Origin of the sequence: Pseudomonas sp. NPDC012596 (assembly GCF_042902325.1) — a bacterium.
Lineage (GTDB): Bacteria > Pseudomonadota > Gammaproteobacteria > Pseudomonadales > Pseudomonadaceae > Aquipseudomonas.
The window spans coordinates 135,164-157,908 of sequence record NZ_JBIBEB010000003.1 but is presented as its reverse complement, the minus strand read 5'-3'; the positions used below and the strand labels follow the sequence as shown (position 1 = coordinate 157,908).

Sequence of the window (22,745 nt, the reverse complement as noted above, 5' to 3'; positions counted from 1 at the left end):
ATACCTCTTGGTCAGGATGAGTGCAGCCGCCTGAGCGAGTTAGCTTCAGTTCGAGAGGCCTGCTTTTTCTAGGACCTTGTCGAGCCACGATTGGTCCAGCACACCGGTGGCGATCTCCGCCTTGACCGCTTCTTCGTGAGCCTCGTGCTCGCGTGCCTTGCCCAGCACCTCTTCGGCAAGTTCCTGAGGGAAGGCAACGATGCCGTCTTCGTCTGCCACGATGATATCGCCGGGTGAGACGATCATGCCGCCAACCGAAACCGGGACGTTGATTTCGCCCGGGCCACTCTTGTAAGGGCCACAGTGAACCACCGCACGGGCATAGCAAGGGGTGGACTTGAAGCTTTCAACATCACGAATCGCCCCGTCGACAATGAAACCCACGCAGCCCCGCTGCTCCGCGTAGAGCTTGATCAATTCGCCGATGACCGCGTTGTTGGTGTCACCTTGGGCATCAATGACCAGCACGTGGCCTGGCTCGATCAGGGTCAGCGCCTTGTAGATGAACAGGTTGTCACCTGGGCGGGTCTTCACGGTCAGCGCGGTACCGACAATTTTGCCCGAGGTATTGTAACGGGTAAGCCCACGCGAACCGATGTGTCGACCGAGGTTGTCGCTGATGTGCGGCGTGACGACCGATTGGAACGATTCGATCACGGCCTCAGGGGCGAGGGTTGGCGACGGCAGGATACGAGACCCGGATAACAGCATGACAATCTCCTGAATGACAAAACCAGCGGGGTAGACGCCGATGGTAGGAGAGAAACGCGGTTACATTTAGCGATATTTATTGATCAAAAATCATCGCCTTAGGTGATGATAAGGCGAGTAAAGTCGCAAGCCCGTTGCGCTAGTCGGGCGACTTCGTTGCTGAGGCCTTGGTAGCGGTCAGCCCGATGTACACACACATAGCTGATTTGCGGCAACGGAAAATCGGTTTGAATGATTTTCAGTCGGCCCTGCTCGATCAAGGTCCGCATGCACTGCCTGGGCAGGTAGCTGAGCCCTACGCCTGAAATCGCCAACCCGACCTGAGCGACCAGGTAGTTGCTGGTGAGGGTCCGGGTCAACCGAACATCGTGTTCCGCCAGCCAACGCTCGTAGGTTTGTCCGGTTCCTGAACTGCCCCCCTGGGTAAGGACGGTAAACGACGACAGCGACTGCAGGCTCATCGGCGCGTTACCTGGGTAAAGGGAGGGTGAGCACATCCACGCGTTTTCGACAGCGGCCAGTGGGGTGCTGATGAAGCGGGGGTCGCGGACAATGTCGGGCACGATGATCAGGTCGAGTTCGTCTGCCTCCAGCCGGCCCAACAGGTCGGTGCTCAATTCGATCGAGGGTTCCAGGTCGACCTTGGGATAGGTCTGATGGATCTGCTCGACCAGAGTAGGTAGCCAGGTGAGCGCCGTGAGCTCGGTGACGCCCAGCCTGAAGCGTCGGACCAGTGTCTCCTTCGAGCTGACGCGCTCGAGCAGGTTATCCCGCTGGCGCAACATCTCCACCGCGCAGCCATGCAGCTCCAGGCCTTTCTGGGTGAGACGGGCGCTGCGCTTGGAACGATCGAAAATCGAGACACCAAAGGCGTCTTCCAGCTCTTGCACGCGTTTTGAGATCGCCGATTGGGACATGTTCAGTTTGGCCGCCGCCGCTTCAAAACTGCCCAACTCGACAATCCAGTAGATGGCTTCGATTTGCTTCAACGTGATCATCGCTTTCCCTAAGGTCGAGAAGGCCGCATTAGAGCGGGTTGGACAGATCTAAACGGCAGTAAGAGTGATCTGATTGTCCACTAAAAGCGATGATAAGTGGTGAGTATTTGTCGCTTTTTTTCTAGCCTTGCCGCGCCTAGATTACCGCCGAATTATAAAAACAAGGGTATGAAGTATGTCGACCGCTGAAATTGCCCAGGCCAAAGGGCGCAGCAGTTACCGGTGGATAGTGGCTGGCATGATCTTTTCGATCTACACCATCGCTGCTGCCGACCGGGCCAATCTCGGCGTTGCACTGCCGTTTATTCGCAAAGAGTTCGAGATGAGCAACGCCGAAGCGGGCGGGCTGATGAGCCTGTTTCTGCTCGCCTATGCGTTGGCGCAAATCCCTGCGGGCCTGGCGTTCAGCCGCATGGGCGTGAGCCGGATCCTGCCGACCGCCATGGTCATGACGTCTGTACTGACCGGTTTGGTGGGTACTGCAGGCTCACTGCTTGCGTTGAAAGTCTATCGGTTTGGTCTGGGACTTGCCGAAGGGCCGCTGCCGATCAGCATGACCACCACCATCAACAACTGGTTCCCTCCGAGGGAAAAGGGCATTGCTTCAGGCATATTCCTGTCTGCGGTCAAGTTCGGCCCTGTCATTGTGCCGCCGCTGTGCGCCCTGATCATCGCGGCCTGGGGCTGGCGCGAGATGTTCTACTTTTTTGCAATACCCGGGATCCTGTTGTCGATCGCCTGGTACTTCATGGTTGCCGATCACCCGTCGAAAAGCCGCTTCGTCAATCAGGCCGAGCTGGACTATATCACCGACGAAACACCGCTCGACAAGGTCGCCAGCACTGAACCCGCCCAGCACAAGGCGGCAGGGCTGGGCCTCAAGCGCCTGGACTTCTTCATCCGTCGCCGCGAAGTGTCTGCGTTGGAGACCAAGCGCCAGGTATTTTACTCTTGGCTGATCTGGGGAAGCGCGCTGGCGTACTGCTTCCAGTTGGGCGTCTCCAGCGTGTTGTTGTCCTGGATCCCTACCTACCTGATCACCGTCAAAGGCTTCTCGCTGATGAACATGGGCCTGGTTTCGGCAGCGCCGTGGGTAGGGGCAGTGTTGGGCAACCTGCTGGGCGGGTACTGTTCGGACCGGTGGTTGGCTGGCCGGCGCAAGCCGGGGATGCTGCTTTCGGCGCTAGGTACGTCGGTGATGATGTATCTGTTGATCCATTCGCCTGCCGACCCGCTCTCGTACGGTCTGTTGCTGATGGCGACCGGCGTCGTGCTGAGCTTCGGGTTCTCATCGTACATGGTCTATCCGATGGCTCTAGCGACCAAGAAAACCTTTCCGGTCGCCAACGCGATCGTCAACATGGTCGGACAGCTAGGGGCCGCAGCGACGCCGTTCCTGACCGGTCTATTGCTTGACAGCTACGGCTGGAACTACGTGTTCACCTACCTTGCAATTGGTTCGTTCGCCAGCTTCGTGCTGTTACTGACGATTCTGGAGCCGGTGCCGAAGAGTAACAAGGCGTGACCTCACGGTGTATGGCGTCACCCGTTGTGATCAATCAGTCTGTTTGAAAGGAGTTAACGATGCACGCAGAAGATAAAGCGCTGGTCGCACTGTTCGAAGGTCTGGACACTCCCGGGGTTTCGGATGCCCTGGACAAGCTGGGCCTGCCTGGCCACTGCTTTGGCGTCATGCCGCTGGACAACTACAAACAGGTAGTCGTGGGGCCTGCTTTCACGGTGAAGTACGTATCGGCGAGCGTGCCACCCGGCACCGTCGGTGACTTCATAGAAGACGTTGCTGAAGGCGATATCGTGGTCATCGATAACGATGGCCGCACCGATTGCACCGTGTGGGGCGACATCATGACCCAGTATGCCGGCACTCGGAACATCGCCGGTACGGTTATTGACGGTGTCTGCCGCGATGTCAACAAGGCCTTGGGCGATGCATATCCGCTGTTTACCCAGGGGCGTTTCATGCGCACAGGCAAAGACCGCGTTCAGGTCGAGTCGGTCAACCAGCCGGTGTCCATCGGCCAGGCCCGCGTGTGCTCGCGTGACATCATCGTGGCCGACGCCAATGGCGTCGTCGTGGTGCCGCGTGCTCGGGCGCAGGAAGTGGCCCAGGTGGCGCGTCAGATCGAAGCCATCGAAGCGGATATCCGCGCATTGATCAGCCAGGGCCGCACCCTCAAGCAAGCGCGTGAAGAGTTGGGTTATCACACCTTGCAACGCAAGTCCTAAACGTTGCTCTGCTGAGCCGCGCTAAGCCAAAGGCGGTAAGCAGGCGTTTAGAGAGATAAACGCGGCACCTGCCGCCTTTTGCGTCCAGCCCCAGTGGCAACCCTGCAGTGCCAGCGCGCTTACAGGTATATCTGTTATGCCCACATTGTTTAGCAGGCGTTGCTACACCGCTCTAACATAGGGGCGCGCTTCGCGCCTTGCCTTAATACAGCCTGTCAGCGGTCACCCTGGAGCTTGCAGGCTTCCCTCGCTAGCCACGCTTGCGAATTGAACGTTTTCTCATAGGTTTACCGTGCACGCTGAAGCTCGTCTTCCCGGAGCCTCGGGCATTTTTTGCCTGGGCATGCTGCAGATTCTGGTCTGGGGCGGTTCGTTCTTTCTACTGGCGGTCATGGGTGACCCGATCATGCGCGACACCGGCTGGGCCAGCCAGTGGGTCTATGGCGCATTGTCGTTGAGCCTGATGATCTCGGCGCTGTTGGCGCCGATCTCGAGCCGTCTGGTGGCCCGTTATGGCGGCCGGGTGCAATTGGCCTGCAGTGGCCTGATCGTCGCGCTGGGGTTGTTGATCGTCGCCGCCAGCCAAACCCTGCCGATGTTTCTGCTGGCCTGGGCAGTGATAGGTATCGGCATGGCGGCGGGGCTCTATGAAGCCCTGTTCTCCACCCTCGGCGCTTTGTACGCGGAGCGCGCTGGCAGGGCAATCACCGGTATTACCTTAATCTCAGGCTTCGCCACGACCCTGGCTTGGCCGCTGATTGCATTGGCCATCGAACACGTGGGCTGGCGTGCCACCTGCGTGGGTTATGCGCTGCTGCTGGTGCTCGCGACCCCGCTTTATCTGAAAGTGCTACCCAGCGGTGGCAGGCTTCGCCAGGTCAAAGGCAGCACCGAGCCAAGCAGTCCGCCGGTTGACCGGCGCCTTTACCTGCTGTTGATCTGGATCTTCGCGCTGGGCGCGATCATCATGACGGCGATCTCGGTGCAGCTGGTAGCGGTGCTGCAGGGGCTAGGCTATTCGCTGGCGGCGGCGATTGCGCTATCGTCGCTGCTCGGCCCGAGCCAGGTGGCCTCACGGGTTCTGCAAATGATCGCAGGCAAGCGTCATCCGATCTGGACGGCGCTGGTGTCGGCGGTGCTGGTTGCCGTCGGGATGCTGCTGGTAGCCTTCGCGCCGGGCGCCACGGCAGTTGGCTTGCTGCTGTACGGCCTTGGCAACGGCTTGCGGGCGATCGTCCGTGGGTTGCTGCCGCTGGTGTTGATGCCGGCGTCGCAGTATGTGGCGCTGATGGGCAAGATGTCGCGCCCGTCGTTGATCGGGCAGGCGCTGACCCCCCTGGCCGGTGGCTATTTGATGCAGCACTTCGGGGCAATCTGCGTACTCGTCACGTTGTGCAGCCTGGCCGTGATCAACGTGGTGCTGGTTGGCCTGGTATTAAGGTCCTTGCAACGGTCTTCCGCTCAGCCGGCCTGAGCAGCGGTAGAGGAACTTCAGCATGAGCGATGAAAAACGAAGCGAGCGTCTGATCGAAGGGCCCGCGGGCCAGATTGAAATGATCATCGATGAACCGAGTGGCCCGCCTAGAGGCATGGTGGTCGTCAGCCACCCTCAGCCACTGCTGGGCGGTAGCCCGCATCACCTGGTGCCACTGACGCTGGCACGCAAGCTCAGTGCAGAAGGCTGGCGAGTGGTACGTCCGAGCTTTCGTGGCGTCGGTAAATCGACCGGTGTTCACGACGAAGGCATTGGCGAAAGCGAAGACAGCATCATCGTCATCAAGCACCTTCAGCGCTTGTACCCGGACCTGCCAATTGCGCTGGTAGGGTTCTCGTTTGGCGCACACGTGTTTGCTCGGGTCGCGTGCGTGCTCAATGACACCCTGCACGCGGTGGCACTCTTGGGGCTGCCAGTTGGACTGGTGCCCGGGGGACGCTTGTACGAGCCGCTAGCATTGCCTGACGAGTGCCTGCTGCTGCATGGCGAGCAGGACGAAATGGCGCCCTTGGCAAACCTGCTCGACTGGGCGCGGCCACAGCGCCGTGCGGTGGTGGTCTACCCTGGTTGCAATCACTTCTTCAAGGGCTGCCTGGCGCAGGTCGCGCAGCACGTGGCAAGGCACTTGAGCCACGCTAGCTGATCAACCCATGCGCCGGTTCGATGGCGTACCAGCCATACCCAGCGAATATATCGTTCAGGCCGTAAGGGTGCCTGCCGTGGTCTGCCATGTTGTGTGGGCTAGTAGCGATTGAGCCCATTCAGCGGGGCTCTCAAACGCTTGAATCTGTAACGCAGGGCGCCGACAGCAGGGCCAGGCTCATCTGCGTAATCCATGCTTCGATCCATACTTCATCGACCGGTATCGTGCGATGCCTCATGCTATCTGCAGTCTCGACCAGGGCCAGGATTGCCTCTACCGTCCCTGCAGTATCCTCAGCGCGGAAATGCCCATCCAGCTTGCCTTGGTCGATGATGGTGAGCAAGGGCGCCTGAGAGCAGGCCAGAGCCTGCTCCAGCCATTTGCGCTTGCCAGGCTCTATGTGCCTCGACTCGTGGCGGAGCATTGTCACTTCGAAGGGGTGTGAGCGTTGACGCGCCAGCAAGAAACGAAGGTAACCGCGCAGGTCGCGGCTGTATGCGCCACGCTGCCAAGCTGCAAGGCGTTCGGTAAGGGTGCCTAGTAAAACATCCAGCAGTAGGTCCTGCTTGCTGGCCACGTGGTGATACAAACTCCCCGCTTGAATGCCCACACGCTCGGCCAGCTTGCGCATGCTCATGGCCCCATAGCCGACTTCAGCGATCAAGTCACGGGCGGCGCAAAGCAAGCGCTCATGGCTTTGCAAAACTTGAGTGGTCTCACGCATAAGCTGGGAGCCTGGATAATGCACGCAACATCCGACACAACACTCGCCGGCAGCGTCTTGGTTTAAGTGTCATAGCTATCGAACTCAGCTGCAGCATACAAAAAAGCCTGGGCAGGCCGCTTTGTCCGTCAGAACAGTAGCAGCCTGCTCAGGGGCAAACTCGGCTATTCGGCTTGGCCAGCAACTTGCAGAATGACGCGAGCCCGAAGGATTACCGGTGCATCGACCATTTGGCCATCTAGGGTGAATACCCCGGCGCCACCCTCGGCTTGCGCGACAACACGCTTTGCCCAATCAAGCTCCGAAGCTGAGGGCTTCAGCGCGCTGTGAATGACATTGACTTGGCCAGGGTGAATACACAGCGCCCCGCCAAAGCCCATATCACGAGCGAACTGGACATGGCGATGGAGGCCGTCAACATCCTGAATGGCAGGGTAAACACCATCCAAAGGCGGGGCGAGGCCGCCAGCGCGACTGTGAAGCACGACTGCATATCGCGCGTGCGTCAAAACCTGCTCCGCTGCCTCGCTTGCGGTGCGCAGATTAAGATCCAGGCCCAGATCAAGACTGCCGAATGACAGGCGCTCAACACCTTTGCAATTGACCAGCGAGGGGAGGGCAACGAGCCCGCGGGCGCTCTCGATGATTGGCCAAACAGGCTTCGCAGTGGCGTGAGCAAGTTGGATCTGTTCCGCTGTTTCGGCCTTGGGCAGCAGAATGCCGCTGACTCCCGCATAACGCTGGCACAGGGCCAAATCGGCTTCATGTGCCCAATGCCCTGGCGCATTGACGCGCACCAACACATTGGCCAACGGGTTATTCGTGAGGAAGTCACGCAGATTGTCCCGGGCCTGCTCTTTTGCGGTTTCTTCGACAGCATCCTCCAGGTCGACGATAACGCGATCAGCGCAGCTGGCCAGTGCCTTTGGGATGCGTTCAGGGCGACTGGCAGGCACAAATAGAGCGGTGCGAACGATAGCCGAATTCATCGGGTAATCTCCGCACTGAATTCGACTTCACCCGCTTGTGCCATTCCGGCCTCAGCGGTTGCCCAAAGCTGCGCCTTGCCAGCCTCCAAAAGGCGCCCACCCACCTCGAAATTATCAGGTGAAATCAGGGGGCGCAGGCCGCGGAAATTGAAGCGAAGCACGCGTGCGGTTGGGTTGGCGCGCTGGAACGCCCGCAAGTTAAGGGTGGCAATCAATGGCCCATGTACAACCAGCCCTGGATATCCCTCGGTTTCGGTCACATACGGCCAGTCGTAATGGATGCGGTGGCCGTTGAAGGTGGCGGCTGAATACCGGAATAACAGCGTGGCTGTCGGTTCTATAATTTCTTGCCAACTGCCCGTCGGGGCTGGTTCTGTACCGCTCAACTTGGGTGGAGTCGGTTCGCGGTAAACAATGTCTTGCTCTTCGACCAGTACATTACGCCCGTCCTGGACGTACTCATGTTTGACCGTGACGAAAAGCAGCGAGCCTGTGCGCCCATGCTTTTCTTCGACCTTGAGAATGGTGGAGCGACGGGATACTTGTGCCTCTACCCGTAGCGAGCCCAAAAACTCGATTCGACTGCCTGCCCACATACGGTTGCGATTGTCTGCCGGTGGGAGAAAACCACCGCGTGCAGGGTGCCCGTCAATACCCAGTCCGGCAGCATCAACCGGCTCCTGGAAAAATGCCCAATGCCAGAGCAACGGTAGCGGATCGCCAGTGCAAGGTGAGGGCTCACTCAACGTGGCGGCCAGACGCTTGACCAGGTTATGAGAGATGCGGTCATGGCTGATTTCGCTGCGGCCAATCCAGCTACTGAGGTCCTGTGTTGTCATTGTGGTTGTCCTCAAGGTTTCAAATATGCTTCGCGAGTTCGGGAACAGCTTCGAACAGGTCGGCGACCAGGCCATAGTCGGCTACCTGGAAGATCGGCGCTTCTTCGTCCTTGTTGATCGCAACGATCACTTTGGAGTCTTTCATGCCGGCCAGGTGCTGGATCGCACCGGAAATACCGACGGCGATGTACAGCTGCGGCGCAACGATTTTGCCGGTCTGGCCGACCTGCATGTCGTTGGGCACGAAGCCTGCATCAACTGCTGCACGCGAGGCGCCGACGGCAGCGCCGAGTTTGTCGGCCAAGCTGTACAAGTACTTGAAGTTGTCACCATTGCCCAGGCCGCGGCCGCCGGATACGACGATCTTGGCAGCCGTCAGCTCCGGCCTGTCCGACGTGGCCAGTTCTTCGCCCACAAAGGACGACAGTTGCACGTCCGTGCCGCCTTTCAGCGCTTCGATAACTGCGCCACCGCCTGCTTCCTGTACAGGATCGAACCCGGTGCTGCGTACCGTGATGACTTTGATCGTTGCACTGGATTGTACTGTGGCGATGGCATTGCCTGCGTAGATTGGCCGCTTGAAGGTGTCCGCGGCTTCAACCGAAATAATTTCCGAAATCTGGTCCACATCCAGCAGAGCCGCGACGCGTGGCAGAACATTCTTGCCATTACTCGTTGCGGGTGCCAGAACATGCGTGAAGTCACGTCCCAGGTTGGCCAGCAGCGGAGCGATATTTTCTGGTAATTGGTGCGCATAAGCGGCATCGTCGGCAACCAATACCTTGCTGATACCCGGAATCTCTGCGGCGGCAAATGCCACGCCGGAAACATCATGGCCTGCCACCACTATCACGACATCGCCGCCAATCTGCCGGGCGGCCGCCACCGTGTTGAGCGTGGCACTGGCCAGTGTGTGATTGTCGTGTTCTGCTACTACCAGAATGGCCATTAGATTACCTTCGCTTCGTTTTTCAGTTTCTCGACCAGTTCGGCCACCGACTTGACCTTGATACCCGCGCTGCGGGCAGCAGGCGCTTCGACTTTCAGGGTCTTGTTGGTGGAGGCAAGGGAAACGCCCAGATCGTCAGGCTTGACGGTCTCCAGCGGCTTTTTCTTGGCCTTCATGATGTTCGGCAGCGACGCGTAGCGCGGCTCGTTCAGGCGCAGGTCGGTGGTGACGATGACCGGCAGGTTCAGCGATACGGTTTGCAGGCCACCATCGATTTCACGGGTGACATTCAGCTTGTCGCCAGCAACCTCGACCTTGGAAGCGAAGGTACCCTGGGCGTAGCCGGTCAGCGCGGCCAGCATCTGGCCGGTCTGGTTGTTGTCACTGTCGATGGCCTGCTTGCCGAGAATGACCAGCTGCGGTTGCTCTTTATCGACAACGGCCTTAAGCGCCTTGGCCACGGCCAGGGAGTTCAGCTCATCGGCGGCTTCAACCAGGATGGCACGGTCGGCACCCAGCGCCAGCGCGGTACGCAGCTGCTCCTGGGCAGTAGTCGGGCCGACGGAGACAACCACGATCTCGCTCGCCACGCCTTTCTCTTTCAGGCGTACGGCTTCTTCGACGGCGATTTCGCAGAAGGGGTTCATGGACATCTTGACGTTTGCAAGGTCGACGCCGGAGTTGTCCGCTTTGACGCGAACCTTGACGTTGTAGTCGACGACTCGCTTGATTGCGACCAGCACTTTCATGGGCTGTGTTACTCCCTTTTACTCTTTTGGCTGCAGCTTAAAAAAGGGGTCAGATGACCCCACAAACGCGCAGTTCCTGAATTCGTTCGGCAGACATACCCAGTTGGGCAAGGATGCGCTCACTGTGTTCGCCCAGCGCCGGTACTGGGTCCATGCGAGAGCTGAAAGCATTGCTGGTCGCCGGGGGGAGCAAGCTTGGAATACTGCCGCCCGCGGTCTCCACATTGCGCCAGCGCTCACGTGCCTGAAGCTGCGGATGCTCCCAGACACCCTGCATGTCATTGACACGGGCATTGGCAATGCTCGCGCCGTCAAGGCGCGCAATCACAGTATTGAAATCGAGCTTGGCGAAGGCCTCGATGATGAGTGCCCGCAACTGTTCGCGGTTTTCCACGCGCTTGAAGTTGGCAGAGAACCGATCGTCGTCGGCAAGCGTGGGCGTTAGCAGGACCTGTTCACAGAACAAACGCCATTCGCGCTCGTTCTGCAGCCCGAGCATCACGGTGTTGCCGTCACCGGTGGGGAAGGGGCCATACGGGTAAATCGTGGCATGGGCAGCACCTGCGCGCGGAGGCGGCGCAGCTCCGCCATAGGCATAATAGAGGGGGTAGTTCATCCACTCGACCAGGCTTTCGAGCATGGACACATCGACGTGACTGCCTTCACCGGTCTTGCCCCGCAGAAGCAGGGCTGACAATACACCGGTGTAGGCGTACATGCCCGCGGCGATGTCAGCGATTGAGTTACCTGCCTTTGCCATCTGGTCTTCGCCGGGGCCTCCTGTTACAGACAGGAAACCACCTTCACTCTGGATTAGCAGGTCATAGGCTTTCTTCTGCTCATAAGGCCCTCCCGCCCCATAACCTGAAATGTCACAGACGATCAGTTTAGGGAAGCGCTGATGCAATGCTTCGAACGACAAACCCAAGCGCGCAGCGGCGCCTGGTGCCAGATTTTGTACCAATACGTCGGCCTGCTCCAGCAACTGGTCGAGTATGTCGCCAGCGATGTCCTGCTTGAGGTCCAGTGACAGGCTTTCTTTGGAGCGGTTGGTCCAGACGAAGTGCGAGGCCAAGCCATTTACGCGTTGGTCATAACCACGGGCGAAGTCGCCGACACCCGGGCGTTCGACTTTGATCACCCGCGCACCCAGGTCGGCCAGTTGACGGGTGCAGAAAGGGGCCGCGATAGCGTGTTCAAGGCTAATGACGGTAATGCCGTCGAGTGGCCGGATACCTGTGAGCTGGCTCATGGCTTTTTTATCTCTTTTGTCATGTCATGACCTTGCCGTCTTGGCGACAAGGGCCGACTTCGGTCAGAACGAGCGTGGCAGTTCCAGCAGGTGTTCGGCCACATACGACAGGATCAGGTTTGTGGAAATTGGGGCCACTTGGTACAGGCGGGTCTCACGGAACTTGCGCTCGACGTCATATTCGTTGGCGAAACCGAAGCCGCCATGTGTTTGCAGGCAGGCGTTCGCCGCTTCCCAGCTTGCTTTGGCTGCAAGGTACTTGGCCATGTTCGCAGCGGCACCGGCATTACGGCCGCTGTCATATTCCTCACATGCACGCCAGCGCATGAGGTCGGCCGCTTCGATTTCGATATGCGCTTCGGCAATCGGGAACTGCACGCCCTGGTTCTGCCCGATCGGACGGCCGAATACCACGCGATCGCGGGCATATTGACTGGCTTTCTCGATGAACCAGCGACCGTCACCGATGCATTCTGCAGCGATCAGCGTGCGCTCGGCGTTGAGGCCGTCGAGGATGTAACGGAAGCCTTTGCCTTCTTCGCCAATCAGGCTGCTAGCAGGGATTTCGAGGTTGTCGAAGAACAGTTCGTTGGTTTCGTGGTTGACCATGTTGGCAATCGGTTGCACGGTCAAACCATTGCCAATGGCCTCGCGCAGGTCGACCAGGAAGATCGACATGCCTTCGGACTTTTTCTTCACCTCGGCCAGCGGCGTAGTGCGGGCCAGCAGGATCATCAGATCAGAATGCTGAATGCGCGAGATCCAAACCTTTTGCCCGTTGATGACATACTTGTCACCCTTGCGTACCGCGGTGGTCTTGATTTTGGTGGTGTCGGTGCCTGTAGTGGGCTCGGTAACACCCATCGATTGCAAGCGCAGTTCGCCACTCGCCAGCTTAGGCAGGTAGTGGCTCTTCTGCTCCTCGCTGCCATTACGCAGCAGGGTGAACATATTGTACATCTGGCCGTGGATGGTCCCGGAGTTGCCCCCACAACGGTTGACTTCCTCAAGAATCACCGAGGCCTCGGCCAGCCCCAGACCGGAGCCACCATACTCTTCAGGAATCATCGCCGACAGCCAGCCGGCGTCGGTCATGGCTTTTACGAAGGCTTCAGGAAATCCCTTCTCCTCATCGATCTTGCGCCAGTAATCGGCAGGGAAATCACCACACAATGCGCGAACGCCTTCGCGGATGGCATTGAGTTCTTCGTCGTCGTAGTCGCTCATTATTGTTCTCCAGGCGGCGGGGGCTGGCAGCCTTGTCGTGGCTCGGCTGCCAGCCCACACCAAACACAGTCAAAGAGGCTGGAAGCCCAGGGCAGCGCGGAAACGGTTCTTGATGTAATGACCGTCCCGCGGCGGCAACACTCTTGGGGGGTTCTCTGCCTTGATTTTCACGGTGGCAAGCTTTACCCCTTCACGCGTAGCGAAACGCTCGCGCAGGTCATGTACGCCTGCCATGTCGCGAATCTCGCTCGTCCAGCTGAAGCCGCAGGTTTGCGCAACCTGGTCGAGCTTGATGCCAAAGCCTGCATGGCTGACCTGCATGCCGGTTTCGCCGAAGTGACCGTTGTCCAACACCACAATGGTCAAATTGGCAGGTTTCTGCAGGGAGACAGTAGCTAGGGCGCCAAAGCCCATCAGCAACTCGCCGTCACCGGTGATGACAACTACCGACTTGTCGGGCTGAGCATTCGCCAGCCCAAGGCCTACGGTGATAGCACTACCCATAGCCGCCCAGAGGTAGTAGTTACCGTCGTGATCACCGGCAGCCATCACGTCATAGGACGCCGAGCCGAGGCCTGTCACCACCAGCACGTCCTTACGATCGGCGAGCAGGGTGCGTACCACCTCACGGCGGCACAGCGTGTAGTTAGCGCTTACTTCACCCATTTCTTTTCTCCGATCAGGCGCTGGCCAAGCAGCAGGGCAGTGGCAGAATCACCGTTGAACGCCATGGTGGCGGCGCCATGGAGCAGCGGCGCCACGTCTTCTGGCTTATCTGCACGCCAGGTCATGACCTTCATCAATTGCAAGGAGGCTTCGGTCGCCTGACCCATCGGGTTCTGCCAGGCATTGAATTCAGCCCAGTCGCCACGCATGGTCACGACCATCAGCAGGGGGAAGCCGGCGCAGTTCTGCAGAGCCAAGGTGTTGATGCAGTTACCCACGCCGCTGGACTGCATCAGCAGCGCGCCCCGCTCGCCGCCGAGCCAGGCACCTGCCAGGTAGCCGATGCCTTCTTCTTCGGTAGTCAGTACGACGGCCTTGATATCAGGATCCTGATAGGACATGCGGATGGCTGCCGAGTGGCCAGCGTCCGGGACGAATACGACATGCTTGACGTCGTGGGCCTTAAGGACGCGGAACACGTCTTCTTGCCAGCTTTGTTCAGCTTCTTGCGATGACATAGTTGTCTCCAATGCTGCTCTTGTTTTGCCTCATCATGGAGCGAGCTTGCGGGAGCGACGACTACCATTTTTCACTTTTAGATATGCCGGATTGATATACCTCGAGGGATGTTCTCGGAAACCGGTCAGGTATCACCAAATCAGATAGCTGCTAGGCCGGAACTGCGCTTAATCAAGTCGGCCAACTACGCTAGCGTGATCGTTCGGCGTCTCTGCAGATGCCGCGCTGGACCAACAACAATAAAATATGAGGGCACCACTATGTTCGATCGCGTACTTCGCTGGCTTTCGCCTCCCGCTGTAATGCCGTTCCCCTCTAAATGCCCTTGCGGCCAACTCGCTCTTGCCTACCTCGTTCCGTAATGCGCCGCTCACGCGGTGATCATGTTCATTACTCGATTACAGGTGGTTCATGAAATACCGTTTACCGCTGGCAGGCTGGATCCTGCTGGCCATGCTGCTGGGTGTACTCATCGGTTACAGCATTTTCCTCAATGCACCTGACAAGACGACTGCCACTGAAATAGCCGGCTATGTCTCGATCGTCTCAGATGTGTTCTTGCGCCTGATCAAAATGCTGATTGGGCCATTGGTCTTCTCCACGCTGGTAGTCGGGATCGCGCACATGGGCGATGCAGGCTCGGTCGGCCGGGTTTTCGGCAAAGCCATGTTGTGGTTCATGACCGCATCGTTACTGTCGCTTGCGGTTGGCCTGATGATGGCCAATATCCTCCAGCCGGGGCAGCACTTGGCTCTACCATTGCCCGATGTGAATGCCACCACATCCCTGCAGACCTCAGCTTTCACCCTGAAAGGGTTTGTCACCCACTTGGTACCAAGATCGTTCGCTGAGGCGCTGGCGACCAACGAGATCCTGCAGATCGTTGTATTCTCCATGTTCTTTGGTGTTGCATTGGCGGCATTGGGGGAAAAAGCCAAAGGACTGGTGCGGCTTACCGATGAACTGGCGCACGCCATGTTGGTGATCACCGGTTATGTGATGAAGCTTGCACCCTTGGCGGTGATGGCCGCCATGGCATCGACTGTTGCGATCAACGGCTTGTCGATCTTGGTGACGTTTGCCGTTTTCATGCGCGACTTCTATATAGGCCTGTCACTGCTCTGGTGCCTGCTGATACTGGCGGGTGCGATGTTCCTGGGGCGCAGGATATTTTCATTGCTGCGGTTGATCAAAGAAGCTTTCCTGCTGGCGTTTGCTACAGCCAGTTCGGAGTCGGCGTATCCAAAGTTGCTGGCTGCGCTGGATCGCTTTGGTGTTTCGCGGAAGATATCAAGCTTCGTCATGCCCATGGGCTACTCATTCAACCTCGATGGTTCGATGATGTACTGCACCTTCGCTGTGCTGTTCATTGCCCAGGCCTATGGCATTGAGATGTCGCTTGGAACACAGATACTCATGTTGCTGACACTGATGCTCACGTCCAAAGGGCTTGCAGGCGTACCGCGCGCTTCGCTGGTCGTCATCGCCGCGACCCTGGTGCAGTTCGACATCCCCGAAGCGGGTCTCTTGCTCATTCTAGGGATCGACACGTTTCTGGACATGGGCAGATCTGCCACGAACGCGGTTGGTAACTCGATCGCAACAGCAGTGGTTGCCAAGTGGGAAGGCGAGCTGTCACAAGAGCCTGTCGTTGTTTCGACGAGCGAACCTGTACAGATCAATGAACGGGTAGTTGGATAAAGGGGTTGAGGTAGACCGCTCCCCAGGCGGGGAACGGTCTACCTCAAGCAAAACGCTCGACAGCAGCATCAATGAACCGGCGTACCTTCAGCGTCCTTAGCCTGTCGGCAGGGTAAAGCAGACTCATGGGCTTGGATGGCCCATCGAAGCTCGGCAGTACTGGCACCAGCGCACCACTGGCCAGCGATGGCGCAATGAGGTCTTCAGCGGCGAGAAGAATGCCAAAGCCACATAAGGCAGCGTTCAACTGAGCTCCCGCATCATTGACACGTAAACGGCTGCCCACGCTCACTGGATAGGCCACGCCATCGCGGGTAAATATCCACTGTTTGTCCATTACCCGCTCCCAGAATACGTACCCCATACAAACATGTTCGGCGAGGTCGGCGGGTGTCTGAGGCGTGCCGTTTGCCCGCAGGTAAGCAGGGGCGGCGCAAGCGATGAGGCGATAGGGGTTTAGTGAGCGCATGACCAGGCTGCTGCTGGTGTCGACCTTAGGCTCGCCAATACGGAAAGCGACTTCGATGCCTTCCGCAATCAGGTCGACAAATCTATCGGTCAGATCCAGGTCGATCGATACCAACGGATGATCAGTCAAAAAGTCAGTCACAAAAGGCATCAGGCTTTGTCCGCCGAAGTTTTGTGGTGCGCTGACTTTCAATGCACCCGCCGGCTGGCCCCGGGTTTCCAGCACGATGGCATCGGCCGCTTTGGCTTCGGCAAGCACTGCGATACAGCGGTCAAAATACGCTCGCCCGATTTCGGTCAGGTTCTGCCGGCGAGTGGTTCTATTGAGCAATCGTACCTGAAGGTGTGCTTCCAAATCCGCAATGTAGCGCGCGACCATCTGTGGCGACATCTCCAGTCGGTTAGCCGCAGCCGCGAAAGAACCGGCTTCACAAGTGGCGACAAATACTTCCATGGCACGCAAACGGTTCAAGATTCACAACCCTGCGTTTTGAATGCCGCAACCATATGCAGGTTTATCCTATTCAAATGAGTGAATAGGCTAGCATTCTTTTCTTCAGGAGGCTCATGCGTGATGACCGCAGACGATTTTCAGAGGCTTGTTCGCACGCGCCGCGTAGCACGACAATTTTTGCCCACGCCAGTGAACCGCGCGCTGCTTGATGCGCTTTTGATGGATGCGCAGCACAGCCCTTCAAACTGCAATACGCAACCTTGGGTTGTCCATGTTGTTAGCGGTGCTACGCGCGATGTACTGAGCAAAGCACTTCGCGCCGCTGATGCACGCGGAGATCTTACGCCTGATTTTGAGTTTGATATGCAGTCCTACACGGGTGTCCACGCGCAGCGCGCCCAATCCAGCGGCCGTGCACGCTATGAAGCGATCAACGTGGCTCGCGATGATCGGCCAGGTAGGCTCGCGGCCATGCAGCACAACCTGAGCTTCTTCGATGCACCCCACGTCGCATTGCTTTTCATGCCACGCATTCACGACTACGTGCGCAGCGCCAGTGATGTGGGTATGTACGCACAGACGTTTCTGCTGTCACTGCATGCACGAGGGTTGGCTGGCATTCCGCAAACCCTGCTGGGTCTATACGCCCAGACAATACGCGAGGTGCTGGGCATTGAGGAGGAGATGAAGCTTATGTTCGGTATATCTTTCGGCTACGCGGACCCGCAATCGCCTGCCAATTTTGTAGCGGTGGGTAGAGCGCCACTGTGCGAGAGTGTGACCCAGCACGTTTGATGAGGGGTGTTGGCAAGGCTGACAGCCCGGGAACTGCCAGCCTTGTTAATTAGTGGGTGCAGGCGCTACTTGTCAATGCTGAGCGGTCTGCATTTTACTGAGCGGCATACCGGTGTTCTCCTCGATCTTGCCATCACCGCTGATATAGCCATGGCGCGTCAAATTGGGCATTAGCATCGAGGCGATGAAGGTCACGCAGAGCACCGCCGCGACGTAGAAGAAGAAATAGTCTTCAACCCCTTGGGCCCTGAATGAAAGCGCAACATATTCTGCGGTGCCTCCAAATGCTGCGTTGCCCACTGCGTAAGGGAATCCCACCCCCAGCGCGCGCACGGCAGGCGGGAAGAGTTCGGCTTTGACGATACCGGCGATTGGCGTATATAGCGAAGCGATCACCAATCCGCCAAATACCAGGGCAAAGGCTACAAAAGGATTATGTGAGCCCTTGATCGCAAACAACAGAGGGATGACCAGCAGAACGCCAAGGCTTGAAAAGAGCAGCATGTGTGTCTTGATGCCGAGTCGATCAGCCAGCAAGCCAAACAAAGGCTGGCAGATCATGAACCCGATCAATGCTGAGGTCATGATGAAACTCACCGTCTCAGCATCGAACCCTGCGGAAATGACCAGGAATTTTTGCATATAGGTGGTGAAGGTATAGAAGTAGAGCGACCCACCAATGGTGAAGGCAATCACCAAGCCCACTGCACGCTTGTGTTTGAACATCCCTCGCAACGATCCGGCACCTTCACGGTGCATTTCCTTCTTCGATGCGGTTTCGTGCATCGACCGGCGCAGATACACAACGACGACGGCACTCACGGCACCGATAAAGAACGGAATGCGCCAGCCCCATTCGCGTAGCTGCTCATCACTCAGCGTCTGTTGCAGGATAACCACAGTGAACAGCGCCAGCAATTGGCCTGCGATAATCGTGAAATACTGGAAGGAACCATAGAAGCAGCGCCGTCCGGGCGTCGCGATTTCGCTGATGTAAGTGGCACCGGTCCCGTATTCGGCGCCGACGGACAACCCCTGAATCAAGCGCGCCACGACCAGCATGATCGGCGCAGCAATGCCGACTGTTTCATAAGTGGGCATCACAGCAATCAACAGCGACCCGCCGCACATCATGAACACAGAGATAATCATTGACACCTTGCGACCGCGAGTATCAGCCAGCCAGCCAAAGATCCATCCTCCCAGCGGGCGCATGAAGAAGCCTACGGCAAATACTCCGGCGGTTGCCAGCAACTGGGTCGTCGTGTCGCCCTTGGGGAAAAACGAAGCAGCGAAATAAATTGCGGTGTACGCATAAATGAAGAAGTCGTACCACTCGACGAGGTTACCCGAGCATGCGCCCATGATCGCCCTGACGCGATTGGGTTGTTTGGCGGGGGTATCATTCAGAGCGGTGTCGACTTGGGCTGGAATTGGCATGGCAGTCAACCTCTGGCGAAGCGAGAGACACCACGAAGCGAAACTGCGCTCCGTGCACGGCGATAGGGGGGCAAAAAGCTCAGCGCTGGCGCTGATATCTGGAGCTACAAGCGTTGAGGTCGCGTGTTGCCAAGAGGGGGTGGGAAGGCAAGTAGCATGATGAAATCCTCTGGTTTTATTTTTGTGAGGAGTCGCAGACGAGATGCGACCTAGATTTGAAGCTACTCCAGGCTGAGCACTTCAATAAGGGGGCTTGATGTCTATCTGATATGCTGAAATTCTATAGCTGGCTGCGAACAGTCTCTTTAGACTTTCTACCCGCCTCTTGCCTCTCATTACGGTCAGCCTATGGACGTCGTACAGCTCAAAACACTGATTCATGTCGCTGAGCTCGGCAGCCTCAGCAAAGCCTCTGATCGGCTGCATATAGCGCAGCCGGCGTTGAGTCGCCAGATACGCCAGTTGGAAAAGGAATTGGGCGTGTATCTGTTTGAGCGTCATGGTCGAGGCATGATCATCACGGAAGCAGGCAGTGGCGTTTTGCAGCATGCCACCCGCATCATGGATGAATTGGAGGCAATTCGTAGTTCTGTCTCCGGTGCTCAAGGCTCCTTCCGTGGGGCAGTCGCGATCGGTACGACGCCCACTATCGCCGAGATCATGACAGTTCGTTTGGTCAAACGCATTCGCGAAGAACATCCGGATTTATCAATCCGCATTTCATCTGCGTTCAGCGGCTATCTCCTCGACTGGATTCAGCGTGGTGAATTGGAGTTGGCTGTCTCTTACGATTTAGAGCCTTTGCATACCCTTCGGATCGTGCCGGTCATGATGGAGAATCTTGTCCTGGTTGGGCCGCCCAATGCCGCCCTTAAAATGGACCAAGCAATCAATTTCTCAGCCCTGGCACATGAGGGCATGGTGTTGCCAAGCCCACGGCATGGTTTACGCAAGATCATGGACCGTTGCGCTGCCGATCTGGGTTTCAAGCTTGCTACCAGCGTTGAGGCAGACTCCTTTGGTGCAATGATAGATCTGGTCCGCAATGACTTCGGCCTAACCGCCCTGCCACTGGCGTCGATTTACGGTCATCTGCAGAGCGGTACGCTTTGCGCTGCTCCGCTGGTGGAGCCAACCCCGATGCGTAAAGTGGTCATGGTGTCACCGGCTGACAGGAAGGTAAGCCAGGCAACACGCTATGTGGGTGAGACCTTTGTAGATCTGGCGTCCCGGTTGGTCGAGCAGGGTATTTGGGCCGGCCATATGCTGTGAGCAACAGCCCGTGGGATTGCGCTTATGATCTCAAGCGGTCGGATGCGTGGGCGCTGCTTTTGCGGTGCTCGTGCTTCAGTATGTTGTGCGCCTGTCATTCAGCATCAGCAAGAAGGGATTCGCATTACCGCTCAAAACCAAGATATCAAGTAAGCGTATGCCCAAGTCACCTTGCGTAATGGGATCCCTCAGAGCACCGCCCTAGGAGATGTACCCCGCTGCAAATCGAGACCCTATGGTCTGGCTGCCTTTTAGAGAGACTCCGCATTGAATCCATGCCAGCATACGAACGATCACAGGGAAGGATAAAAGAATGCAACTCAACGATCCGTGTGGGGCGTCCAGGTGGAAAACGTATTACGAGCACCACAGAGACCGTCCAGTATCATCGCTTCTTCACACAGCACTTAGACTTGCTAGCACTCAGACGAACTCTAGAAAAGCTGTGGATCTGGGTTGTGGCTCTGGCAACGAGACTCGCGCTTTACTTCAAGCTGGCTGGGATGTTCTAGCTATTGACCGAGAGCCGGCCGCAATCGAAATGGTACACGCTATCGGTCTGGCTCACCCTGGTGCAAAGCTGGAAACAGCTACCCAACTGTTTGAAAGCCTCGAGTCTTTGCCACCCTCGTCATTGATCCATGCAGGAATGGCCTTACCATTCTGTCATCCAGATCACTTTGAAAAATTCTGGTCAGTTGTGATATCTGCGCTTCTGCCGGGAGGCATTTTCGTGGGCCAACTCTTCGGCGACAAAGATGATTGGGCATCCGACACGGCGAGAACCTTTCACTCTGAGCTAGAGGCCCGTGCGCTATTCCGGGGGCTTAGCTTGAAGGTTTTCGAAATCCTTGAATATGATGGGCCCAGTATGCGGGGCACGAAGCATTGGCATCGCTTTGACGTCGTTGCCCAAAAGCCAGCATCGAGCGAGTGAGCTTGGCTACCTTGTATTTTTACCCCAAAGGGTAACGCCAGTTGTGTGGCAGTAAATTGGCAATTTCGCTTGCCTGCTGCTTCGGCAACTGCGTCAGCACATCTTTGAGATAGGCATACGGATCGTGCCCATTGTTCCGGGCCGACTGGATCAAACTCATGATCGCAGCGGCGCGTTTGCCGCTGCGTAGTGACCCAGCAAAGAGCCAGTTCTTGCGCCCCAGCGCCCAAGGCCGTATCTGGTTTTCACACCAATTATTATAAATGGCTACAGCGCCATCATCGAGGTAGCGCGACAATGCCGTCCAGCGTTTCAAGCTATAATCCAAGGCTTTGCCAATGGCTGAGCCGTTGTGCACGATATCGCGCTGGGCAACCATCCAGGCATGCAATGCATCCATCACCGGTACCGCTTTCTCTTGCCGTATTCGGCGACGTATGTCCGGCTCCAGATCCTTGATTTCCCCTCGATCTCGTACAACGCCTGCATGTAACGCAAGGCTTGTTCAGCCAGCGTGCTCTTGTGGGTCGCATGCAGTTCAAAGAACTTACGTCGAGCATGGGCCATGCAGCCGATTTCCGTCACGCCGAGTTCGAAGCTGGCCTTGTAACCGCCGAAATCATCGCAGACCAGTTTGCCATTCCAGTCTTGCAGAAAGTTACGGGCACTCTCGCCGGCCCGGCTGAGGCTGAAGTCGTAAACAACAGCCGATGTTTCGCAAAACGGGCTGGTGGCATAGGCCCAAACATAGGAACGATGAGTTTTCTTCGTACCCGGCATGAGCATTTGCACCGGCGTTTCATCAACATTAACGACCGGCTGCTCAAGCACCACTTCGCGCAGCGCATCGACCAGGGGCTGCAACTGTATACCGCAGGCGCCAACCCATTGGGCGAGAGTAGAACGCGGGATAGCCAGGCCGGCGCGGCCAAATATGGCTTCCTGACGGTACAGCGGTAGGTGGTCAGCAAACTTCGCAATCATGACGTGGGCCAACAAGCCCGCAGTCGGGATGCCCTTGTCGATCACCTGCGCCGGCACCGGTGCCTGAATCAGTGTTTCGCAACTGTCGCAGACCCACTTACCACGGATATGGCGCTCCACGGTGAACACGCCGGGTGTGTAATCGAGCTTCTCGCTGACATCTTCACCGATGCGTTTGAGCGCGCAGCCACAGGCCCACTCCCTGTTGTCCGGCTCATGATGGATCAGCGTGCGGGGAAACTCAGGCGGCAAGGCGCGACGTTTGGGTTTCTGCTTTTCCTGGGTAGGTGCCGGAGTAACTTGCAGCGACTCCAGCTCTGCTTCAATGGCAGCGATATCGGTATCGAGCAGATCGTCGAGCAAACGGCCTGTTCCGGGCTCATTTGCTCGCTGCGTTTGGCGAACTTGAAGCGCTTGAGCTGGGCGATTTCGTGGCTGAGTTTTTCGATCAGCGTTTTGTCGTGATGGATCTTCTTGTCCATGACCTGAACGGTCTTGCCCATCGTTTCGACTTGCTCGTCGAGCGCCGAGACGCGTTGCAACAACTGCGCCGCCAGAGCGCGCAGTTGTTCGGGATTCAGGTGGTCGAGGTCAGGGATCGAAGTCATGCCGACAATCTTGCGAGATCAGCATAAACAAGACGACAGGCTGATCGGACAATTGCACTGCCGGATGGGGCATGGCTC

General features: G+C 57.5%; 21 protein-coding genes and 1 pseudogene. 8 read left to right on the top strand and 14 right to left on the bottom strand.

All coding sequences use genetic code 11. The annotated features are described in order from the left end of the window. Positions 1 to 45: 45 nt before the first annotated feature. Together ACFY68_RS05350 and ACFY68_RS05345 are read right to left on the bottom strand one after the other, a co-directional pair. On the bottom strand, positions 46 to 711 hold the full coding sequence (locus ACFY68_RS05350; protein ID WP_387524120.1) for an RraA family protein: 666 nt from the start codon (positions 709 to 711) through the stop codon (positions 46 to 48). Between the two features lie 98 nt (positions 712 to 809). After that, the gene (locus ACFY68_RS05345; protein ID WP_387524117.1) at positions 810 to 1,709 is read right to left on the bottom strand and encodes a LysR family transcriptional regulator; all 900 of its coding nucleotides are present in this window, start codon (positions 1,707 to 1,709) and stop codon (positions 810 to 812) included. A 175-nt stretch (positions 1,710 to 1,884) separates the two neighbouring features. Here ACFY68_RS05345 and ACFY68_RS05340 point away from each other — a divergent pair, with 175 nt between their 5' ends. The 4 genes from ACFY68_RS05340 (at position 1,885) to ACFY68_RS05325 (ending at position 6,094) form a co-directional block, all read left to right on the top strand. Beyond that, entirely contained in the window at positions 1,885 to 3,234 is a 1,350-nt protein-coding gene (locus ACFY68_RS05340) for an MFS transporter (RefSeq protein ID WP_387524114.1), read from the top strand. Between the two features lie 59 nt (positions 3,235 to 3,293). After that, a complete protein-coding gene (locus ACFY68_RS05335) occupies positions 3,294 to 3,956 on the top strand; it encodes an RraA family protein (protein WP_387524111.1) in 663 nt (220 codons plus the stop codon). A gap of 343 nt (positions 3,957 to 4,299) precedes the next feature. Further along, entirely contained in the window at positions 4,300 to 5,430 is a 1,131-nt protein-coding gene (locus ACFY68_RS05330) for an MFS transporter (protein ID WP_387524109.1), read from the top strand. 22 nt (positions 5,431 to 5,452) lie between these two features. Then, positions 5,453 to 6,094 (top strand): alpha/beta hydrolase, encoded by a 642-nt coding sequence (locus tag ACFY68_RS05325; RefSeq protein ID WP_387524106.1) that lies wholly within the window; start codon positions 5,453 to 5,455, stop codon positions 6,092 to 6,094. Between the two features lie 130 nt (positions 6,095 to 6,224). Here the strand turns inward: ACFY68_RS05325 and ACFY68_RS05320 are convergent, their stop codons facing one another. From ACFY68_RS05320 to ACFY68_RS05280, 9 genes are all read right to left on the bottom strand, one after another. Then, a complete protein-coding gene (locus ACFY68_RS05320; protein WP_387524103.1) occupies positions 6,225 to 6,818 on the bottom strand; it encodes a TetR/AcrR family transcriptional regulator in 594 nt (197 codons plus the stop codon). 164 nt (positions 6,819 to 6,982) lie between these two features. After that, entirely contained in the window at positions 6,983 to 7,807 is an 825-nt protein-coding gene (locus tag ACFY68_RS05315; protein WP_387524100.1) for an HpcH/HpaI aldolase/citrate lyase family protein, read from the bottom strand. Further along, positions 7,804 to 8,646 (bottom strand): MaoC family dehydratase N-terminal domain-containing protein, encoded by an 843-nt coding sequence (locus ACFY68_RS05310; RefSeq protein WP_387524097.1) that lies wholly within the window; start codon positions 8,644 to 8,646, stop codon positions 7,804 to 7,806. The genes ACFY68_RS05315 and ACFY68_RS05310 overlap by 4 nt, the downstream gene beginning before the upstream one ends. Before the next feature lie 19 nt (positions 8,647 to 8,665). Continuing rightward, entirely contained in the window at positions 8,666 to 9,595 is a 930-nt protein-coding gene (locus ACFY68_RS05305) for an electron transfer flavoprotein subunit alpha/FixB family protein (protein WP_387524095.1), read from the bottom strand. Further along, complete coding sequence (locus ACFY68_RS05300) at positions 9,595 to 10,344, bottom strand: electron transfer flavoprotein subunit beta/FixA family protein (protein WP_387524092.1); 750 nt, start codon at positions 10,342 to 10,344, stop codon at positions 9,595 to 9,597. Before ACFY68_RS05300 ends, ACFY68_RS05305 begins: the two co-directional genes overlap by 1 nt. 49 nt (positions 10,345 to 10,393) lie before the next feature. Further along, on the bottom strand, positions 10,394 to 11,596 hold the full coding sequence (locus tag ACFY68_RS05295; protein ID WP_387524089.1) for a CaiB/BaiF CoA transferase family protein: 1,203 nt from the start codon (positions 11,594 to 11,596) through the stop codon (positions 10,394 to 10,396). 63 nt (positions 11,597 to 11,659) lie between these two features. After that, positions 11,660 to 12,823, bottom strand: a complete 1,164-nt coding sequence (locus ACFY68_RS05290; protein WP_387524086.1) for an acyl-CoA dehydrogenase family protein — start codon at positions 12,821 to 12,823, stop codon at positions 11,660 to 11,662. A 69-nt stretch (positions 12,824 to 12,892) separates the two neighbouring features. Further along, positions 12,893 to 13,489 carry a thiamine pyrophosphate-dependent enzyme gene (locus ACFY68_RS05285; protein WP_387524084.1) on the bottom strand — a complete coding sequence of 199 codons (597 nt, stop codon included), beginning with the start codon at positions 13,487 to 13,489 and terminating at the stop codon, positions 12,893 to 12,895. After that, positions 13,477 to 14,007, bottom strand: coding sequence for a thiamine pyrophosphate-binding protein (locus ACFY68_RS05280; protein WP_265967733.1), 531 nt, complete (start codon positions 14,005 to 14,007; stop codon positions 13,477 to 13,479). Before ACFY68_RS05280 ends, ACFY68_RS05285 begins: the two co-directional genes overlap by 13 nt. 412 nt (positions 14,008 to 14,419) lie before the next feature. On the opposite strand from ACFY68_RS05280, the gene ACFY68_RS05275 reads away from it, so the two are divergent. Next, entirely contained in the window at positions 14,420 to 15,709 is a 1,290-nt protein-coding gene (locus ACFY68_RS05275; RefSeq protein ID WP_387524081.1) for a dicarboxylate/amino acid:cation symporter, read from the top strand. Between the two features lie 43 nt (positions 15,710 to 15,752). On the opposite strand, the gene ACFY68_RS05270 is transcribed toward ACFY68_RS05275, so the two are convergent. Continuing rightward, entirely contained in the window at positions 15,753 to 16,649 is an 897-nt protein-coding gene (locus tag ACFY68_RS05270) for a LysR family transcriptional regulator (protein ID WP_387524078.1), read from the bottom strand. 102 nt (positions 16,650 to 16,751) lie between these two features. On the opposite strand from ACFY68_RS05270, the gene ACFY68_RS05265 reads away from it, so the two are divergent. Continuing rightward, complete coding sequence (locus ACFY68_RS05265) at positions 16,752 to 17,426, top strand: nitroreductase family protein (protein ID WP_387524075.1); 675 nt, start codon at positions 16,752 to 16,754, stop codon at positions 17,424 to 17,426. Between the two features lie 72 nt (positions 17,427 to 17,498). Here ACFY68_RS05265 and ACFY68_RS05260 read toward each other — a convergent pair whose 3' ends face one another. Next, complete coding sequence (locus tag ACFY68_RS05260; RefSeq protein ID WP_387524652.1) at positions 17,499 to 18,791, bottom strand: MFS family transporter; 1,293 nt, start codon at positions 18,789 to 18,791, stop codon at positions 17,499 to 17,501. A 423-nt stretch (positions 18,792 to 19,214) separates the two neighbouring features. Here ACFY68_RS05260 and ACFY68_RS05255 point away from each other — a divergent pair, with 423 nt between their 5' ends. Next, positions 19,215 to 20,138: a LysR family transcriptional regulator gene (locus ACFY68_RS05255; RefSeq protein ID WP_387524072.1), complete on the top strand. Its 924-nt coding sequence runs from the start codon at positions 19,215 to 19,217 to the stop codon at positions 20,136 to 20,138. Positions 20,139 to 20,451: 313 nt separating this feature from the next. Continuing rightward, a complete protein-coding gene (locus ACFY68_RS05250) occupies positions 20,452 to 21,075 on the top strand; it encodes a class I SAM-dependent methyltransferase (RefSeq protein WP_387524070.1) in 624 nt (207 codons plus the stop codon). Positions 21,076 to 21,094: 19 nt separating this feature from the next. Here ACFY68_RS05250 and tnpC read toward each other — a convergent pair. Continuing rightward, positions 21,095 to 22,667 (bottom strand): annotated as a pseudogene (tnpC, locus tag ACFY68_RS05245) (IS66 family transposase). Positions 22,668 to 22,745 lie beyond the last annotated feature (78 nt).

What these genes read in the sequence shown, in the direction of transcription:
- ACFY68_RS05325 (WP_387524106.1), top strand. Translation starts at nt 5,453, where the DNA reads ATGAGCGATGAAAAACGAAGCGAGCGTCTGATCGAAGGGCCCGCGGGC.
- ACFY68_RS05285 (WP_387524084.1), bottom strand. Translation starts at nt 13,489, where the DNA reads ATGGGTGAAGTAAGCGCTAACTACACGCTGTGCCGCCGTGAGGTGGTA.
- ACFY68_RS05305 (WP_387524095.1), bottom strand. Translation starts at nt 9,595, where the DNA reads ATGGCCATTCTGGTAGTAGCAGAACACGACAATCACACACTGGCCAGT.
- ACFY68_RS05280 (WP_265967733.1), bottom strand. Translation starts at nt 14,007, where the DNA reads ATGTCATCGCAAGAAGCTGAACAAAGCTGGCAAGAAGACGTGTTCCGC.
- ACFY68_RS05275 (WP_387524081.1), top strand. Translation starts at nt 14,420, where the DNA reads ATGAAATACCGTTTACCGCTGGCAGGCTGGATCCTGCTGGCCATGCTG.
- ACFY68_RS05320 (WP_387524103.1), bottom strand. Translation starts at nt 6,818, where the DNA reads ATGCGTGAGACCACTCAAGTTTTGCAAAGCCATGAGCGCTTGCTTTGC.
- ACFY68_RS05255 (WP_387524072.1), top strand. Translation starts at nt 19,215, where the DNA reads ATGGACGTCGTACAGCTCAAAACACTGATTCATGTCGCTGAGCTCGGC.
- ACFY68_RS05260 (WP_387524652.1), bottom strand. Translation starts at nt 18,791, where the DNA reads ATGGGCGCATGCTCGGGTAACCTCGTCGAGTGGTACGACTTCTTCATT.
- ACFY68_RS05330 (WP_387524109.1), top strand. Translation starts at nt 4,300, where the DNA reads ATGCTGCAGATTCTGGTCTGGGGCGGTTCGTTCTTTCTACTGGCGGTC.
- ACFY68_RS05335 (WP_387524111.1), top strand. Translation starts at nt 3,294, where the DNA reads ATGCACGCAGAAGATAAAGCGCTGGTCGCACTGTTCGAAGGTCTGGAC.
- ACFY68_RS05315 (WP_387524100.1), bottom strand. Translation starts at nt 7,807, where the DNA reads ATGAATTCGGCTATCGTTCGCACCGCTCTATTTGTGCCTGCCAGTCGC.
- ACFY68_RS05350 (WP_387524120.1), bottom strand. Translation starts at nt 711, where the DNA reads ATGCTGTTATCCGGGTCTCGTATCCTGCCGTCGCCAACCCTCGCCCCT.
- ACFY68_RS05290 (WP_387524086.1), bottom strand. Translation starts at nt 12,823, where the DNA reads ATGAGCGACTACGACGACGAAGAACTCAATGCCATCCGCGAAGGCGTT.
- ACFY68_RS05265 (WP_387524075.1), top strand. Translation starts at nt 16,752, where the DNA reads ATGACCGCAGACGATTTTCAGAGGCTTGTTCGCACGCGCCGCGTAGCA.
- ACFY68_RS05345 (WP_387524117.1), bottom strand. Translation starts at nt 1,709, where the DNA reads ATGATCACGTTGAAGCAAATCGAAGCCATCTACTGGATTGTCGAGTTG.
- ACFY68_RS05310 (WP_387524097.1), bottom strand. Translation starts at nt 8,646, where the DNA reads ATGACAACACAGGACCTCAGTAGCTGGATTGGCCGCAGCGAAATCAGC.
- ACFY68_RS05300 (WP_387524092.1), bottom strand. Translation starts at nt 10,344, where the DNA reads ATGAAAGTGCTGGTCGCAATCAAGCGAGTCGTCGACTACAACGTCAAG.
- ACFY68_RS05340 (WP_387524114.1), top strand. Translation starts at nt 1,885, where the DNA reads ATGTCGACCGCTGAAATTGCCCAGGCCAAAGGGCGCAGCAGTTACCGG.
- ACFY68_RS05250 (WP_387524070.1), top strand. Translation starts at nt 20,452, where the DNA reads ATGCAACTCAACGATCCGTGTGGGGCGTCCAGGTGGAAAACGTATTAC.
- ACFY68_RS05295 (WP_387524089.1), bottom strand. Translation starts at nt 11,596, where the DNA reads ATGAGCCAGCTCACAGGTATCCGGCCACTCGACGGCATTACCGTCATT.